Source organism: Actinokineospora pegani, assembly GCF_009745975.1.
Lineage (GTDB): Bacteria > Actinomycetota > Actinomycetes > Mycobacteriales > Pseudonocardiaceae > Actinokineospora > Actinokineospora pegani.
On the sequence record NZ_WHOL01000048.1, the window covers coordinates 71,336 to 86,679 of the forward strand.

General features: G+C 69.7%; 19 protein-coding genes. 10 read left to right on the forward strand and 9 right to left on the reverse strand.

Annotated features, from left to right (window positions below):
• Positions 1-54: 54 nt before the first annotated feature.
• The 4 genes from sdhA to GCL84_RS04510 all read left to right on the forward strand — a co-directional run bounded on the left by sdhA (position 55) and on the right by GCL84_RS04510 (position 3,692).
• Positions 55-1,806, forward strand: coding sequence for a succinate dehydrogenase flavoprotein subunit (sdhA, locus tag GCL84_RS04495; RefSeq protein ID WP_156754056.1), 1,752 nt, complete (start codon positions 55-57; stop codon positions 1,804-1,806).
• Positions 1,806-2,585 carry a succinate dehydrogenase iron-sulfur subunit gene (locus tag GCL84_RS04500; protein ID WP_156754057.1) on the forward strand — a complete coding sequence of 260 codons (780 nt, stop codon included), beginning with the start codon at positions 1,806-1,808 and terminating at the stop codon, positions 2,583-2,585. The genes sdhA and GCL84_RS04500 overlap by 1 nt, the downstream gene beginning before the upstream one ends.
• A 151-nt stretch (positions 2,586-2,736) precedes the next feature.
• Positions 2,737-3,138: a hypothetical protein gene (locus GCL84_RS04505; protein WP_156754058.1), complete on the forward strand. Its 402-nt coding sequence runs from the start codon at positions 2,737-2,739 to the stop codon at positions 3,136-3,138.
• Positions 3,135-3,692, forward strand: a complete 558-nt coding sequence (locus tag GCL84_RS04510; protein WP_156754059.1) for a DUF3558 domain-containing protein — start codon at positions 3,135-3,137, stop codon at positions 3,690-3,692. The genes GCL84_RS04505 and GCL84_RS04510 overlap by 4 nt, the downstream gene beginning before the upstream one ends.
• A gap of 85 nt (positions 3,693-3,777) precedes the next feature.
• Here the strand turns inward: GCL84_RS04510 and GCL84_RS04515 are convergent, their stop codons facing one another.
• The gene (locus GCL84_RS04515; protein ID WP_156754060.1) at positions 3,778-4,515 is read right to left on the reverse strand and encodes a Clp protease N-terminal domain-containing protein; all 738 of its coding nucleotides are present in this window, start codon (positions 4,513-4,515) and stop codon (positions 3,778-3,780) included.
• Positions 4,516-4,624: 109 nt separating this feature from the next.
• On the opposite strand from GCL84_RS04515, the gene GCL84_RS04520 reads away from it, so the two are divergent.
• On the forward strand, positions 4,625-5,257 hold the full coding sequence (locus tag GCL84_RS04520; RefSeq protein ID WP_156754061.1) for a hypothetical protein: 633 nt from the start codon (positions 4,625-4,627) through the stop codon (positions 5,255-5,257).
• Between the two features lie 9 nt (positions 5,258-5,266).
• Here GCL84_RS04520 and GCL84_RS04525 read toward each other — a convergent pair whose 3' ends face one another.
• Positions 5,267-5,932 carry a hypothetical protein gene (locus GCL84_RS04525; protein WP_156754062.1) on the reverse strand — a complete coding sequence of 222 codons (666 nt, stop codon included), beginning with the start codon at positions 5,930-5,932 and terminating at the stop codon, positions 5,267-5,269.
• Positions 5,933-5,974: 42 nt separating this feature from the next.
• Positions 5,975-7,318, reverse strand: coding sequence for a D-alanyl-D-alanine carboxypeptidase family protein (locus tag GCL84_RS04530; protein ID WP_235925989.1), 1,344 nt, complete (start codon positions 7,316-7,318; stop codon positions 5,975-5,977).
• A 104-nt stretch (positions 7,319-7,422) separates the two neighbouring features.
• Between GCL84_RS04530 and GCL84_RS04535 the strand changes: the two genes are divergently transcribed.
• The 5 genes from GCL84_RS04535 to GCL84_RS04555 all read left to right on the forward strand — a co-directional run bounded on the left by GCL84_RS04535 (position 7,423) and on the right by GCL84_RS04555 (position 9,955).
• On the forward strand, positions 7,423-7,665 hold the full coding sequence (locus tag GCL84_RS04535) for an SCO4848 family membrane protein (RefSeq protein ID WP_156754063.1): 243 nt from the start codon (positions 7,423-7,425) through the stop codon (positions 7,663-7,665).
• A gap of 5 nt (positions 7,666-7,670) precedes the next feature.
• Positions 7,671-8,012 (forward strand): hypothetical protein, encoded by a 342-nt coding sequence (locus GCL84_RS04540; protein ID WP_156754064.1) that lies wholly within the window; start codon positions 7,671-7,673, stop codon positions 8,010-8,012.
• A 33-nt stretch (positions 8,013-8,045) separates the two neighbouring features.
• The gene (locus tag GCL84_RS04545; protein ID WP_156754065.1) at positions 8,046-9,221 is read left to right on the forward strand and encodes a saccharopine dehydrogenase family protein; all 1,176 of its coding nucleotides are present in this window, start codon (positions 8,046-8,048) and stop codon (positions 9,219-9,221) included.
• 253 nt (positions 9,222-9,474) lie between these two features.
• The gene (locus GCL84_RS04550) at positions 9,475-9,768 is read left to right on the forward strand and encodes a hypothetical protein (protein WP_156754066.1); all 294 of its coding nucleotides are present in this window, start codon (positions 9,475-9,477) and stop codon (positions 9,766-9,768) included.
• The gene (locus GCL84_RS04555) at positions 9,761-9,955 is read left to right on the forward strand and encodes a hypothetical protein (RefSeq protein ID WP_156754067.1); all 195 of its coding nucleotides are present in this window, start codon (positions 9,761-9,763) and stop codon (positions 9,953-9,955) included. The genes GCL84_RS04550 and GCL84_RS04555 overlap by 8 nt, the downstream gene beginning before the upstream one ends.
• 5 nt (positions 9,956-9,960) lie before the next feature.
• On the opposite strand, the gene yhjD is transcribed toward GCL84_RS04555, so the two are convergent.
• From yhjD to GCL84_RS04585, 6 genes are all read right to left on the reverse strand, one after another.
• Positions 9,961-10,998, reverse strand: a complete 1,038-nt coding sequence (gene yhjD / locus GCL84_RS04560; RefSeq protein ID WP_156754068.1) for an inner membrane protein YhjD — start codon at positions 10,996-10,998, stop codon at positions 9,961-9,963.
• A 67-nt stretch (positions 10,999-11,065) separates the two neighbouring features.
• The gene (trpS, locus tag GCL84_RS04565) at positions 11,066-12,103 is read right to left on the reverse strand and encodes a tryptophan--tRNA ligase (RefSeq protein ID WP_156754069.1); all 1,038 of its coding nucleotides are present in this window, start codon (positions 12,101-12,103) and stop codon (positions 11,066-11,068) included.
• A 28-nt stretch (positions 12,104-12,131) separates the two neighbouring features.
• The gene (locus GCL84_RS04570) at positions 12,132-12,446 is read right to left on the reverse strand and encodes a hypothetical protein (RefSeq protein WP_156754070.1); all 315 of its coding nucleotides are present in this window, start codon (positions 12,444-12,446) and stop codon (positions 12,132-12,134) included.
• Between the two features lie 288 nt (positions 12,447-12,734).
• Positions 12,735-13,529 (reverse strand): exodeoxyribonuclease III, encoded by a 795-nt coding sequence (gene xth, locus GCL84_RS04575; RefSeq protein ID WP_156754071.1) that lies wholly within the window; start codon positions 13,527-13,529, stop codon positions 12,735-12,737.
• Between the two features lie 37 nt (positions 13,530-13,566).
• The gene (locus tag GCL84_RS04580) at positions 13,567-13,875 is read right to left on the reverse strand and encodes an SH3 domain-containing protein (RefSeq protein WP_235925990.1); all 309 of its coding nucleotides are present in this window, start codon (positions 13,873-13,875) and stop codon (positions 13,567-13,569) included.
• Positions 13,876-14,050: 175 nt separating this feature from the next.
• Positions 14,051-15,271: an NADP-dependent isocitrate dehydrogenase gene (locus GCL84_RS04585; RefSeq protein WP_156754072.1), complete on the reverse strand. Its 1,221-nt coding sequence runs from the start codon at positions 15,269-15,271 to the stop codon at positions 14,051-14,053.
• Positions 15,272-15,344 lie beyond the last annotated feature (73 nt).

The following is a 15,344-nucleotide window of genomic DNA, read 5'->3' on the forward strand; positions in this document are numbered from 1 at the left end:
ACCACCCAGGCCACCAGCCACTGTCTGAACTCCAGCAGGGAAGCGGTTTCCGATATGCAATTCCACAAGTACGACGTGGTGATCGTCGGCGCCGGGGGCGCGGGCATGCGCGCGGCGATCGAGTCGGGCTCGCGCGCCCGCACCGCCGTGCTCACCAAGCTGTACCCGACCCGGTCGCACACCGGCGCGGCCCAGGGCGGCATGTGCGCCGCGCTGGCCAACGTCGAGGAGGACAACTGGGAGTGGCACACCTTCGACACGATCAAGGGCGGTGACTACCTGGTCGACCAGGACGCCGCGGAGATCATGGCGAAGGAGGCCATCGACGCCGTCCTCGACCTGGAGAAGATGGGCCTGCCGTTCAACCGGACGCCCGAGGGCCGCATCGACCAGCGCCGCTTCGGCGGGCACACCCGCAACCACGGCGAGGCCGCCGTGCGCCGCGCCTGCTACGCCGCGGACCGCACCGGCCACATGATCCTGCAGACGCTGTACCAGAACTGCGTCAAGCAGGGCATCGAGTTCTTCAACGAGTTCTACGTCCTCGACATCTGCATGACCGAGACGGACAACGGCCCGGTCTGCACCGGCGCGGTCGCCTACGAGCTGGCCACCGGCGAGATCCACGTGTTCCAGGCCAAGGCGGTCGTGTTCGCGACCGGCGGCTTCGGCAAGGTCTTCAAGACCACCTCGAACGCGCACACCCTGACCGGCGACGGCATGGGCATCGTGTTCCGCAAGGGCCTGCCGCTGGAGGACATGGAGTTCTACCAGTTCCACCCCACAGGCCTGGCAGGCCTGGGCATCCTGCTGACCGAGGGCGCCCGCGGCGAGGGCGCGATCCTGCGCAACGCCTCCGGCGAGCGGTTCATGGAGCGCTACGCCCCCACCATCAAGGACCTCGCGCCGCGCGACATCGTCGCCCGCTCGATGGCCCTGGAGGTGCTCGAGGGCCGCGGCGCGGGCCCGAACAAGGACTACGTGCTGCTCGACTGCACGCACCTGGGCGCGGAGGTCCTGGAGACCAAGCTCCCCGACATCACCGAGTTCGCCCGCACCTACCTCGCGGTCGACCCGGTGACCGAGCCGGTCCCGGTGTACCCCACCGCGCACTACGCGATGGGCGGCATCCCGACCAACGTCCACGGCGAGGCCCTGCGGGACAACGACAACGTCGTCCCCGGCCTCTACGCCGCGGGCGAGTGCGCGTGCGTGTCCGTGCACGGCGCCAACCGGCTGGGCACCAACTCGCTGCTGGACATCAACGTCTTCGGCCGCCGCGCGGGCATCGCCGCGGCCGAGTACGCCCAGGGCCGCGAGCACGTCGAGCTGCCGGAGAACCCGACCAAGGTCGTCAACGACCAGTTGGAGCTGCTGCTCAGCGAGCACGGCAAGGAGCGGGTGGCCGACATCCGCACCGAGCTGCAGGCCACGATGGACGCCAACGCGTCGGTGTACCGCACCGAGGAGACCCTCAAGCAGGCGCTGCACGACGTCCAGGCGCTCAAGGACCGCTACGCCCACATCCAGGTGCAGGACAAGGGCAAGCGGTTCAACACCGACCTGCTCGAGGCCGTCGAGCTGGGCTTCCTGCTCGAACTGGCCGAGGTCCTCGTCGTCGGCGCCATCGAGCGCAAGGAGTCCCGCGGCGGCCACGCCCGCGAGGACTACCCGAACCGCGACGACACGAACTACATGCGGCACAGCATGTTCTACAAGCAGGGCGACGAGCTCAAGGGCGAGATCCGGCTCGACTACAAGCCCGTCACCTTCACCCGGTACAAGCCGATGGAGCGCAAGTACTGATGACTGCGACTGTTTCCGAGAAGGCGGGCTCCCGCGGCGACCTGCCCCCGGTCCCCGACGGCGCCGTGACGGTGGCCCTGAAGGTCCTGCGCTTCAACCCGGAGGTCGACTCCGAGCCCCGCTGGGAGACCTTCAACGTCCCCGCGCTGCCCACCGACCGCGTGCTCAACCTGCTGCACTACGTCAAGTGGTACATCGACGGCACCCTGACCTTCCGCCGCTCCTGCGCCCACGGCATCTGCGGCTCGGACGCCATGCAGGTCAACGGCGTCAACCGGTTGGCGTGCAAGGTCCTGGTCAAGGACCTGATGGCCAAGGGCGACAAGCCCACCAGCATCACCATCGCCCCGATCAAGGGCCTCCCGGTGAACAAGGACCTCCTGGTGGACATGGAGCCGTTCATGGAGGCGTTCAAGGCGGTGAAGCCGTTCCTCATCACCTACGGGAACGAGCCCACCCGCGAACGCGTCCAGTCGGCCGCCGACCGCGAACGCTTCGACGACACCACCAAGTGCATCCTGTGCGCCTGCTGCACCACCTCGTGCCCGGTCTTCTGGAACGAGGGCAGCTACTTCGGCCCCGCCGCCATCGTCAACGCCCACCGCTTCATCTTCGACTCCCGCGACGAGGGAGCCGAGGAGCGGTTGGACATCCTGAACGACGCTGAGGGCGTGTGGCGCTGCCGCACGACGTTCAACTGCACTGACGCCTGCCCGCGTGGCATTCAGGTCACCAAGGCCATCCAGGAAGTGAAGCGCGCACTGCTGTTCCGCCGCTGACGCTGGTCTGCCGTTCACGCTGATGCCGTGCCCCCGCTGCGGGGGCACGGCATCAGCGCTTTCCGGTGGCATGTTTCAGAACCCGGTACGTGCGACCGCAAGTCGAGTTAGGGTCACCCTTGGTAGGGCAAGCGCTTCCGGGGGAACCACCATGCCGATCACAAGCAGTGACGACTTCACGTTCGGTAGCATCGGCGACTCGATGGCTAAGTTCGCACAGGCAGCCAACGCGGGCCAGTTCGCCGTCAACGAGTCGGGGGGCCAAGCACTCATCAGCGCCATCGACAGGATGCTCGACTGGCTCGAAAACAAGTCATTCGACCTGGGCTTGCTTGAGCAGGAACCACCGCTAGGCAGTAGCCACGCCGCCCAGGTCATGAAGCCGTACATGCAGAACGTCGCTATCGATCATCAAGGGTTTCTCACTCAACTTCGCGCGCTGAAGGAAAGCCTGACCGTTGCCCGAGAAGCTATCCAGACAGCGATGAGCAACTACCAGCAGACCGATAGCACCGCAGCAAGCGGCTTCATTGAGAGGGGCCCACAGGGATGAAGCGAGCCATCGCCATCGTCGCACTCCTCACGGCGCTCACAGCCTGCTCCACGACCACCCCCGGCGCACCCGTCGCCGAACCGCCCCAGACAGGCAGCGAGACCAACCGGTCGACCGCAGACGGCGACGGCACCGACAAGGAAAGGGCGCTCGTCGCGCTAGACCCCTGCGAGCTGATCACGCCCGAGGTCCACGCCGAGTTCGGCGTCGATTCCGACGCCAACTTTCAAGAGTTCCCCTCGTCACGGAGCTGCAAGTGGAACGGCACCCCACCGGGCATGACCGGGCGCTTCGCCTTCGGCTACGCGATCTTTGCGAAGCTGGGAGTGGACGAGGTTGTTTCCCGCAACGAGAAGAAGGAAATCACCATCAACGGCCGCCGCGCCGTCACCTCGATACGTGGCGCTGGCGATGTCTATGCCATTTCTCTCGAGGTCACCCCCACCGCACGATTGGATGTTCAGTTCAACGGCGGAGCGGGTCGCAATCCGGTCGAGCAGATGTGGGAGCGGGCTACGCGGCTTGCTGAACTGGTGGAACCCAAGCTCCCGTGACCTCGTCGGGGATGACGCGGTACCGCTCGGCGACGCGGACCAGCCGTGACGAGGGTCCTCGTCACGGCTGGTGTTGGTGGTCTGGTCAGACGGGGCGCTTCTTGTTCTCCTCGATGATCTGGGCGAGCGCCTTGGTGATGAACGCCTCGACCTGCTCCTTGGTGATACCCAGGCCGGAGAGGACGCCCGTGCCCGCCTCGTGTTCGAGCAGGGCCAGCAGGATGTGCTCGGTGCCGATGTAGTTGTGGCCGAGTTTGAGCGCCTCGCGGAAGGTCAGCTCGAGGATCTTCTTGGCGGCGGCGTCGAAGGGGACCAGTTCGCCGGGGGCGCCCGTGGGGGCGGGCAGGGCGGCGACAGCGGCGTCCTTGACCTGGTCGGGGGTGACGCCCTGGGCCTCGATGGCCTTCACCGCCAGGCCCTGGGGTTCGGCGGTGAGGCCGAGCACGAGGTGTGCGGGGCCGATCTGGTCGTTCCTGTGCTCCTGCGCGGTTGTTTGCGACACCACGACCACGTTGCGGGCGCGGGTGGTGAAGCGGGCGAAGCCCTCGTTGGGGTCCATGCCCGCCGCGTCGTCCTTGGGGACGAAGCGCTTCTGGGCGGCCTGCCTGGTCACGCCCATGGACTTGCCGATGTCGGTCCAGGACGCGCCGGAGCGGCGGGCCTGGTCGACGAAGTGGCCGATGAGGTGGTCGGCGACGTCGCCGAGGTGGTCGGCGGCGATGACCGCGCTGGTCAACTGCTCCAGCACCGCGTCGGGGTGCACCTTCTTGATGCCCTGGATCAGCTCGTCCAACCGGATCGAGGCTTGCACTGGTTCGCTCATGTCGTCAACCATAGGTTGACAGACAGAAACATGTCAACTCTCGGTTGACGCTTACGAACTGTCCGACCCCTCTGCCAATATCGAGCCGAGTTCGACAACAGGGGGGACGATGGGGAGCTTCAATCCACCGCGCGACGACAAGGGCCGCTTCACGAAGTACAAGATGGGCGCCGCCGCAGGGGTCACTGGGGTCGCGGTCGCGTTCAGCGGCGGGGGCACAGCGGGCACCACCGCGGCGACTGCGGGGGAGGCGGCGGGGGCGGCCAACCCGGTGTCGGTGGCGGCCCGCAACAGCGCCCGCAAGACCAAGTCCGACAAGGAGTGGAAGCGCCTGCGCCTGCGCACGGTCAAGCAGGCCGTGGAGAACGCCGTCGACTGCGCGGCCAACTCCTACGGCACGATCACCGACTTCTTCCTGCGGAACCCCTGCCGCTCCCTCGACCGCACCCTGATCACCCTGGCCGACCCGAACGGCGCCACCTTCGTCGTCTCGGTCTCCTGGGTCCGCATGCGCGCCAGGTCCGACGTGGCCCCGCTCAAGCGCAAGATCGACAGAGACGGCACCGGCAGCATCGCCCCGCTGGGCTGGTCCCTGCTCAAGTCCCAGGGCGTCCGCTTCACCGGCGTCCCCTTCCGCTCCCGTGTGGACGGCGACACCCTGGTGATCGCGGAGGGCGCCGTGGTCAGCGGCGCCCCGGGCCCGGCCTACCAGGCCGCGGTCGAGGCGGCGGCTCGGCTGTGAACACGCGGGCTATGCGGGCAGCTCAACCGCGACGGAGAGGTGCTCAGGATCAGCGCCCAGGACGTATCCCCACTTGCGCCCCCACAACCGCTGGACGGCCACCTCCCCGCTGGCGAACCCGTCCGGCAGCGGCTGGCCGGTCCGGAGCCGCACCGGCCCGTCAGGCAGGTCCACCCGCAGAACCCGATCCCCGACAACCGCCGCCGTGCCGTGCGACCAGGGCTTGTCCTTGATGCTGCGGGTGTGGCGGTGGCCCACGACGCCCGCCAAGGTGACGAAGCCCGTCAGCAGGGCGCCGATGCCGGTGTAGATCGGCAGCACGCCGTGCAGCGACGCGTCGAGCGCTGTGACCACGGTCGGGTCCTGCGGGTCGTACTCAACCTGGGCGACGTCCCCCGTGCGGCCGTCGAGGCCCTTGACCGAGGTCTCGTACCGCCTGCCGTCGACCTGCAGCGCCAGGTCGAACACGGTGCCGCCCTTGGCGCCCTGGCGGCCGGTGACCGTGGCCGTGGTGAGCTGCTTGCGCCCGTCATAGGCGCGCTGGTCGACCAGCATCCACACGAAGGCCCCGAGGCAGGCGACGAACGCGAGCGCCGCGACGCCGAAGACCTTCAGCCTGCGCTGCCTGGTGGCGTCGAAGGCCGCGAACGCGGCGTGGGGCAGTGGCGGGTTCACGCGGCGTCAGATGCGCGGTGGCGCCGCCGGGTTCCGCCTAGGTCAGCCCCGGGCCGCCGCGCGGCGGGCCAGGGCGGCGGCGCGGGCGCGCTTCTTGCGCAGCCACAGGGCGAAGGCGAGCACCACGGCGACCCCGGCCACCGCGACCAGCGGCATGCCGTAGTTGCCGAACGCCGAGCGGTCCGCGTCGGCGGTGCCTGCCGGGGCGGCGTTGGCGTCCGCGCCCGCGGGGCTGGTGTCGGTCTCCAAGCCCTCTTCCTGCTTGGGCTGGGCCTCCGGGGCGCGGTCGACGAGCTGGCCGACCGGCTGGGTCTTGGCCTCGATCAGGTCGAAACCGTAGTCCAGCAGGTCGGCTGCCTGGCTCGAGAGCGGGTTGGGGTTCAGCTCGCCGCGCAGCAGGACCACGGCGAGGCGGTGGCCGCCGCGCTCGGCGGCGCCGAGGTAGGTGTGGCGGGCGTCGTCGGTGAAGCCGGTCTTGCCGCCGATGAAGCCCTGGTACCTGCCCAGGAGCTTGTTGTCGTTGGTGACCCGGAAGGCGGACTTGCCGCTGTGGCCGGGGAAGGTCACCGAGCGGGTGGCGATCGCGTCGGCGAACTCCTCGTGCTTCATCGCGGCGCGGAAGATCAGGCTCAGGTCGTAGGCCGAGGTGCTCATCCCGGGGCCGTCGAGGCCGGACGGGGTGGCGGCGCGGGTGTCCAGGGCGCCCAGCTCGGCGGCCAGGGAGTTCATCTTGCCCAGCGCCTCGTCGACGCCCCCCAGCTTGACGGCCAGGGCGTGCGCGGCGTCGTTGCCCGAGCGCATGACCAGGACCTGCATGAGCTGCTCGACGGTGTACTCGCCGCCGGGGCCGATGCCGACCTTGGTGCCCTCCTGGTTGGCGTCGGCCTGGGTGCCGATGACCTGCTCGTCGAGGCCGAGGCTGCGGATCACCGCGATGGCCAGCAGCGTCTTGATCAGCGACGCGGGCCGCTCGCGGGCGTGCGGGTCCTTGGCCGCGACCACGGCGCCGGTGTCCAGGTCGGCGAGGACCCAGCTCGCGGCGGTGACGTCGCCGGGCAGCTCGACCCCGGCGGCGCGCGGGAGCACCAGGCCGCACTCGCCCATGCGGGTGCCGCCGACGGGCTCCTCGGGCACGGGCAGCGGCGCCGGGCTGGTCTCCCCCGGCTTGGGCTCCTCCGAGGTGTCGATCGGGGGCGGTGGGCGGTCGTGGTTGGAGCACTGCGCGGAGCTCTGCGTCGGCGCTTCCTGGTCGGTCGTGACCGGCTGCGCCTTGCGGGCGGCTCGAGCGGACTCGGCTGCCCCGGGGGTCGCCAGCAGCGCCACCATCACCAGGGCGCACAGCGACACGAGGAGGGCGGGGACGGACCTGCGGGCTGCGGGGCGCACACACGCAGATTAAGGCCTCGCGCCAGCAGCCCACGATCCGACCCGTCGCCCGCGCGGGACGAGGCGGTGTCGGCGCTGGACAGGGCAGGTGTGAAGATGGCCGGGTGACGCTGAGCCGCCGTGCCGCACTGTTCCTGCTGGCCTTCGGTGTGTGGTCGTGGGTCATCTGGCCGACCTTCCTCAGCAACATCTGGGCCGACGAGCGCTCCTGGGCCCCTTCCGGCGGCCCCGCGCCGTTCTTCGTCGTCCACGCCGTGCTCACGGCCGCGTCCCTGCTGTTCGGAACGATCATCGGCCTCCTGGGCTGGCGCGGCCTCGCCGCCGCCCGACGGGCCGGGAAGGGCTGATCACCGTGGAGTTCGTCCGCGACCTGCTGGTCTTCCTGCACCTGCTCGGCATGGGCACCCTGGTCGGCACCTTCCTCATCGCGCTGCGGGCCAAGGCCGCCGAGGTCAACAAGGGCTGGCTGCACGGCGGCGCGCTGCAGTTGATCACCGGCATCGCCCTGATGGCCCTCGCCCCGGCCACCGGCGCCGAGTACGACCACATCAAGCTGGGCACGAAGCTGCTGGTCCTGGTGGTCATCGGCGCCCTGGCCATGGTCTTCACCGCCCGCCGCGCCAACCCGGGGTGGCTGACCCCCGCCCTGGGCGGTCTGGTGGTGCTGAACGTCGGCCTGGCCGTGTTCTGGTAGCCCCCCGGGTTACCGACGGGTAATGTCTCGCGCATGCCGACGGGTCGGGACTATGACGTTGTGGTGTTCGGGGCTACCGGATTCACCGGGGAGCTGACCGCGCAGTACCTGGCCCGCAACGCGCCCGCGCGGTTGCGCTGGGCGCTGGCGGGGCGCAACCGGGACAAGCTGGAGGCCGTGCGCCTGCGGCTGGCGGCGATCGACCCGGTGCTGGCGGAGATGGACCTGCTGATCGCCGACGTGAACGACGAGGACTCGGTGCGGGCGGTGGCCGAGGCCACCCGGGTCGTGGTGACCACCGTCGGTCCGTACATCACCTACGGCGACGCCCTGGTGGGCGCCTGCGCGGCGGCGGGCACCGACTACGTGGACCTGACCGGCGAGCCCGAGTTCGTCGACCAGACCTGGCTGCGCCACCACAGCCGCGCGGTCGAGTCCGGGGCCCGCCTGGTGCACTGCTGCGGCTTCGACTCCATCCCCTACGACCTGGGCGTCCACCTCACCGTGCAGCACCTGCCCGAGGGCGCGCCGATCAAGGTCGAGGGCTTCGTGCAGGCCGGGGGCACGTTCTCCGGCGGCACCTTCCACTCCGCGATCACCGCCTTCGGCCGGATGCGCTCGGCGGCGCGGCTGGCCGCGCGGCGGCGCAAGGAGGAGTCGCGGCCGAGCGGGCGCAAGGTGCGCGGCGTGCCGATGCGCCCGACCCGCGAGGACTCGCTGGGGCTGTGGGGGCTGCCCGCGCCGACGGTCGACCCGCAGGTCGTGCTGCGCTCGGCGCGCGCGCTGGAGCGGTACGGCCCGGAGTTCACCTACGGCCACTACATCGGCTTCAAGCGCCTGCCCGCGATGGTCGGCCTGGCGGGCGGGGTGGGCGCGCTGTTCGCGATGGCGCAACTGCCGCCGGTGCGCGACTGGCTACTCGGCCGCGTCTCCCCCGGCGACGGCCCGTCGGCCGAGAAGCGGGAGCGGTCGTGGTTCCGGGCCCGGTTCATCGGCGTGGGCGGCGGCAAGCGCGTGCTGACCGAGGTATCCGGCGGCGACCCCGGCTACGAGGAGACCGCGAAGATGCTGGCCGAGTCGGCGCTGTGCCTGGCCTTCGACTCGCTGCCCGCGTCCTCGGGCCAGGTGACCACCGCGGTGGCGATGGGCGACGCGCTGACCGAGCGGCTGATCAAGGCGGGCATCCGGTTCGACGTGACCGAGGCCTGATCCGACCACCGTCCGTGACCGCGTTTCCGGTTTCGCCCCCGCCTGCCGCGCCGCGACCGCGCGGCGGCGGCCGTTCGCCGTGGACGAGCAGTGAACAGTTTCCGGCAACGAGACAATAAATCTGCTGCTGGCAGGGGCTGCGCACCCGCGCCCGTGGCCGCGGCGGCCGGCTACAGCTCACCGGTGCAGCTCTGCGCGATGGGCGCAGTTGTATCCGTATCCGATATGACTGTCCTGTTGGCACAGTTGCGCCATGAGCTTCAGGGGGCTGACCCACCCGTACGACGGCAGCACCGCCTGCACGCGGGTCTACCTGCACGGGCACACCTTCCGCTGGGCCAAGGGCGACCGGTACGTCGCGGTGATGCGCGGGACGTGCGTCGAGCAGCGCCGGGTCCTGATCATCCGCGAGACGCTGAGCCCGCCGGTGCTGGAGGGCCCGCAGCCGCTGGTCGACGCCATCCCGGCGCCGCGGGGCGAGTGGTCCGACGCCGACCTGCTGCGCTCGCTGGCCGACACCTGGGCCAGGAGCAGCGGTCGTGCCTGAGCCGCTGTCGCTGGACCAGACCGACCTGGTGATCGCCCTGGTGCGGCTGCGCAACAAGATCAGCGAGCTGGTCCTGATCGCCACCACCGAGGGCCCCGCGGACTGCCCGTGGGCCGAGCTGGCCGAGCTGCTGGAGCTCAGCGCGCGGCTGTGCCGCAGGCAGGTCGTGCTCGAAAGTCCTGAGTAGACCGTCTACCTGCGCCTGCGGACGAGCAGCGCGATCCCGGCGCCGATGCCCATCAACCCCAGCGCCTGCCCGGTCCCCGGCCGGTTGGCGACCTCGACCTGCGGGCGGATGACCGCGGGCGCGGGCGGCGGCACCGGCTCGGGCACGACGTTCTCCTTGGCGGTCGCCGTCCACGCCGTCACGAACAGCAGGAACCGCGACACCAGGTTGGCGAACACCAGCAGACCCACGATCGGCCCGACCAGGCTGCCCAGCGGGCCGCCGATCACGCTGGTGAGGTAGACGGTCCCGACGATCTTGAGCACCTCGAAGCCCACGGCGGCCATCAGCGCGCCGCGCATGGCGCTCTTGGAGCTGACCGGCTGCCGGGGCAGGCGCGAGATCACCCAGAGGAACACCAGCCAGTTCGCGGCAAGCGACAGCGCGGTGGCGATGATGAACAGCATCACCTTGGCGACGACCGATCCCTCGAGGCCGACCAGCCGCAGCAACGACTCCGAGAGCCCGCTGCCGGCGGCGCTGAGCCCGAAGGACACCACCAGCGCCAACCCGAGCCCCAGCAGCGACAGCAGGTCGGTGAGCAGCCCGCGCAGGAACGGCGGCGAGTCCAGCTTGTGCCCCCACTGCGCGGTCAGCGCGTCGCGCAGGTTGCCCATCCAGCCGAGTCCGGTGTAGGCGGCCGTCAGCAGGCCGATCACCCCGACCTTGCCGCGTTCCTCGATGGCCGCGTCGACCAGGTCGTTGACCAGGCCGCCGAGGCTGCCGGGCACGGCCTCGGCGATGCCCTCGCGCAAGCTCTGCAGGGTGTCCGGCTGCCCGCTGAGCACGAAGCCGAGCACGGCGAAACCGACCAGCAGCAACGGGAACAGCGACAACACGCTGAAGTAGGTGATCGACGCGGCGAAGTGGTTGCCGTAGCGCTCGGTGAACGCCTTGTAGGCGCGGACGAGGTGATCGATCCCCGGCCGCTTGCGCAACCGCGCGAGCTTCGACTCCGGCTCGTCGGGCTTGTCGTCCGTGGTCGTCCCCGCGCTCTCGGTCACCACTGGAATTTATTGGCAGAATCGATCAGCCGCAACGCGAGATGATCTCAGTTCCATGCCGCCACCTCTACGGGGCGGCCAGGAACCCGACCTTGTCGTAGACCCGGGCGAGGGTGCCCCGGGCCACCTCGCGGGCGCGTTCGGCGCCCCGGGCGAGGATGGCGTCGAGCTCCGCCGGGTCGTCCAGGTACTCCTGCACGCGGGCGCGCACCGGGGTCACGAAGTCGGCGACGACCTCGCCCAGCTCCTTCTTGAGGTCGCCGTAACCCCTGCCCTCGAAGGAGTCCTGCAAGTCCTCGAGCGTGCGGCCGGTCAGCGCGGAGTAGATGCCGAGCAGGTTCGACACGCCCGGCTTGTTCTCCGCGTCGTAGACGACCTCGCGGCCGGTGTCGGTCACCGCCGAGCGGATCTTCTTCGCCGAGACCTTCGGGTCGTCGAGCAGTTCGATGATCCCGTTCGGCGCCGAGGCCGACTTGCTCATCTTCGCGCCCGGCTCCTGCAGGTCGAAGATCTTCGCCGTGTCCTTGAGGATGTAGGGCTCCGGCGGCTGGAAGGTCTTGCCGAAGCGGCTGTTGAACCGCTGCGCGAGGTCGCGGGTCAGCTCGAGGTGCTGGCGCTGGTCCTCGCCGACGGGCACGAACTGCGGGCGGTACAGCAAGATGTCGGCCGCCTGCAGGATCGGGTAGGTCAGCAGGCCGACGCTGACCGTGTCGTTCTTGGCCGACTTGTCCTTGAACTGGGTCATCCGGCTGGCCTCGCCGAGCCCGGTCAGGCACTGCATGACCCAGCCCAGCTCGGCGTGCTCGGGGACCTGGCTCTGCGCGAACAGCGTGCTGCGCTCGACGTCGAGGCCCAGCGCCAGCACCTGGGCCGCTGAGACCCGGGTGCGCTTGCGCAGCAGCTTCGGGTTGTGCTCGACGGTGATCGCGTGCAGGTCGGCGATGAAGTAGAACGGCTCGTGGTCTTCCTGCAGGGAGACCCACTGGCGGATCGCGCCGAGGTAGTTGCCCAGGTGGAAGGAGTCCGCGGTCGGCTGGATGCCGGACAGGACGCGGGGCTTGCGCTGGGGCTGGGCGGGCGCTTCGGCCTGCTGCTCGGTCGACACGGGGCAATCCTCCCAGGCGGGCCCGGGGTCAGCGGTCGGCGGGCTCGGCGACCGGGCGGGGCGTGGGGACCTGGAGCGGGATGACCACCGGCTCGATCCTGGTGTTGGCGGCGGTGGCGGCGGGCTTCTTGCGCCGCAGCAGGCCGAAGATGATCCCGCCGACGCCGACGACGACGGCAGCGATGCCCACGGTGCCGAACGGCATCCCGACCGAGCTCTGCAGCGGCGCGGAGTCCGCGGCCACGGCGACCCGAGCGCCCAGCACGAGCAGCACGGCCGTGGCCCCGGTCGTGATCAAGGCGCACACCGCCCGCGTGCCGAAGCTCTTGCGTGAACCAGCCACTACCGATCCGTCCCTCGATTGGGTGAGAACCCCATGACAAGCCAGAGAGAAACTACCGATCGTGGCGCTCAGCCGGGGCTGAAGTCCCACAATCGGACGTGACGCGACACTAACCCCCGCCGAATGGCCCAATCCATCCGGGGTGTCCGCAATCGCACTACGCGTGCGTGATCGACTACCGAGTGCGACAACAGCCAGGTGGCGAGCAGGGCAAACGGAAAGACGATCACCGAAAGCGATCGTGAAACGGCATCGCTTTTCTGCGTGGTGAGCCAGGTCATACGAACCCTAGGCGTAGACGACCGTCACCGGTGCGTGGTCCGACCAGCGCTCGTCGTAGCTGGCGGCCCGCTCGACGACGACCTCCCGGGCGCGCACGGCCAGCCCGGGAGTCGCGACCTGGTAGTCGATGCGCCAGCCGGAGTCGTTGTCGTAGGCCTTGCCGCGGTAAGACCACCACGTGTACGGACCAGGGCCCTCCGGCACCAGCCCGCGGTGCACGTCGCGGTAGCCCGCCTCGTCGAACACCCGGCTCATCCAGGCGCGCTCGCCGGGGGTGAACCCGGAGTTCTTCCGGTTGGCCTTCCACGCCTTGAGGTCGATCTCCTGGTGCGCGATGTTCCAGTCACCGCAGACCAACACGTCGCAAGCGCTTGCCGCGGCCTTGTCCCGCAGCTCGACCAGGTACGGCAGGAAGGTCGCCATGAAGCGCTCCTTCTGCTCCTGGCGCAGCGTTCCCACCTCGCCGCTGGGCAGGTAGAGGCTGCCCACCACCAGCCCCGGGAACCAGGCCTCGACGTAGCGCCCGCTGGCCTCGAACTCCGCCACGCCGAACCCGACGCGGGTGGCCGTCGGCTCGGCGCGCGAGTAGATCGCCACCCCCGCGCGGCCCTTGAGCAGCCGGGAGTCCGCGTGGACGGTGTGCCAGCCCTCGGGGTTGGCCAGCTCAGCGAGGTCGGCCGGGTCGGCGCGGACCTCCTGCAGGCACACGATGTCGGCCGGGGTCGTCGCCAGCCACTCGCTGAAGCCCTTCTTGGCGGCGGCGCGCAACCCGTTCACGTTGACGGAGGAGACCGTGGTCACGCGAGCACCCTAACGGGAGCCCGGACCCCGGTCCCGCTCAGCCGCAGTCGTGGCCCGTCAGGGGTTTGAGGAACTCCGCGGAAGCCCACCGGTCCGCACCGAGCTTGCGGTAGCCGTTCCGCACATCCTTGTCCGCGTCGGTCTCCGCACCCTGGTTGAACTTCCCGACGATCTCGGCACCGCCCTCCGGCGCGCTGCGCACGTTGAGCACGTCGGCGGTGACCTCGACGCGGCAGGTCGCCTCGGTCTGCGCGGAACTGCCCGGCGCAGGCTGGTTGGAGGTGTAGAGGACGGCCACCACGACGGCGCCCCCGCCGATCAGCAACGCCTTCTTCGGAACCAACACGTCGCACGCTCCCGCACGGCACTTCGATCACCCGGTCCCGCCCACCGTGGCGCACCGGCGGGCCGCGCGCCAGACCCGAGCGGACGAACCACCCGCTCGCGCCAATCGGGGCCACGTTGCGTGAAGGCCCCCGACGGAACACCGTCGAGGGCCTTCTACCTGCTTGGACCGCTGGTCAGCGGGCCTGGTTCTGCCGCAGGTTCTCGTCGAGCGTGGCGAGGAACTCCTCAGTGGTCTGCCACTGCTGGTCCGGGCCGACCAGCAGCGCCAGGTCCTTGGTCATCTTGCCGCTCTCGACGGTCTCGATGACGACCTTCTCCAGCGCCTCGGCGAAGCCGGTGACCTCGGGGGTCGAGTCCAGCTTGCCGCGGTGGGCCAGGCCCCGGGTCCAGGCGTAGATGGACGCGATGGGGTTGGTCGAGGTCGGCTTGCCCTGCTGGTGCTGGCGGTAGTGCCGGGTGACGGTGCCGTGCGCGGCCTCGGCCTCGACGGTCTTGCCGTCCGGGGTCGAGAGCACCGACGTCATCAGGCCCAGCGAGCCGAAGCCCTGCGCCACGGTGTCGGACTGCACGTCACCGTCGTAGTTCTTGCACGCCCAGACGTAGCCGCCCTCCCACTTCATGGCCGCGGCGACCATGTCGTCGATGAGGCGGTGCTCGTAGGTGAGCCCCTTGGCGTCGAAGTCGGCCTTGAACTCCTCCTCGAAGATCTTCTGGAAGATGTCCTTGAAGGCGCCGTCGTAGGCCTTGAGGATGGTGTTCTTGGTGGACATGTACACCGGGTAGTCGCGCTGCAGGCCGTAGGAGAACGAGGCCCTGGCGAAGTCCTCGATGGACTTGGTGAAGTTGTACATGCCCATGGCCACGCCGCCGTCGGGGCCGTAGTTGGCCACCACGTGCTTGACCGGCTCGGAGCCGTCCTCCGGCGTGAAGGTGATGGTCAGCTCGCCCGCGCCGGGCACCTTGAAGTTGGTGGCCTTGTACTGGTCGCCGTGGGCGTGGCGGCCGATGATGATCGGCTTGGTCCAGCCCGGCACCAGCCGCGGGATGTTGGAGATGATGATCGGCTCGCGGAACACCACGCCGCCGAGGATGTTGCGGATCGTGCCGTTGGGCGAGACCCACATCTTCTTGAGGCCGAACTCCTCGACGCGCGCCTCGTCGGGGGTGATGGTGGCGCACTTGACGCCGACGCCGTGCTTCTTGATGGCGTTGGCGGAGTCGATGGTGACCTGGTCGTCGGTCGCGTCCCGGTGCTCGATGCCCAGGTCGTAGTACTCCAGGTCGACGTCCAGGTACGGGTGGATCAGCTTGTCCTTGATGAACTGCCAGATGATGCGGGTCATCTCGTCGCCGTCGAGTTCGACGACCTTCCCCTGGACCTTGATCTTGGCCATGAGCCGCGGTGCTCCTCTCGCCCTTCACAGACTGTCGCGCAAACGGTACAAGCGTACTGCTGCCTCCGCGCGC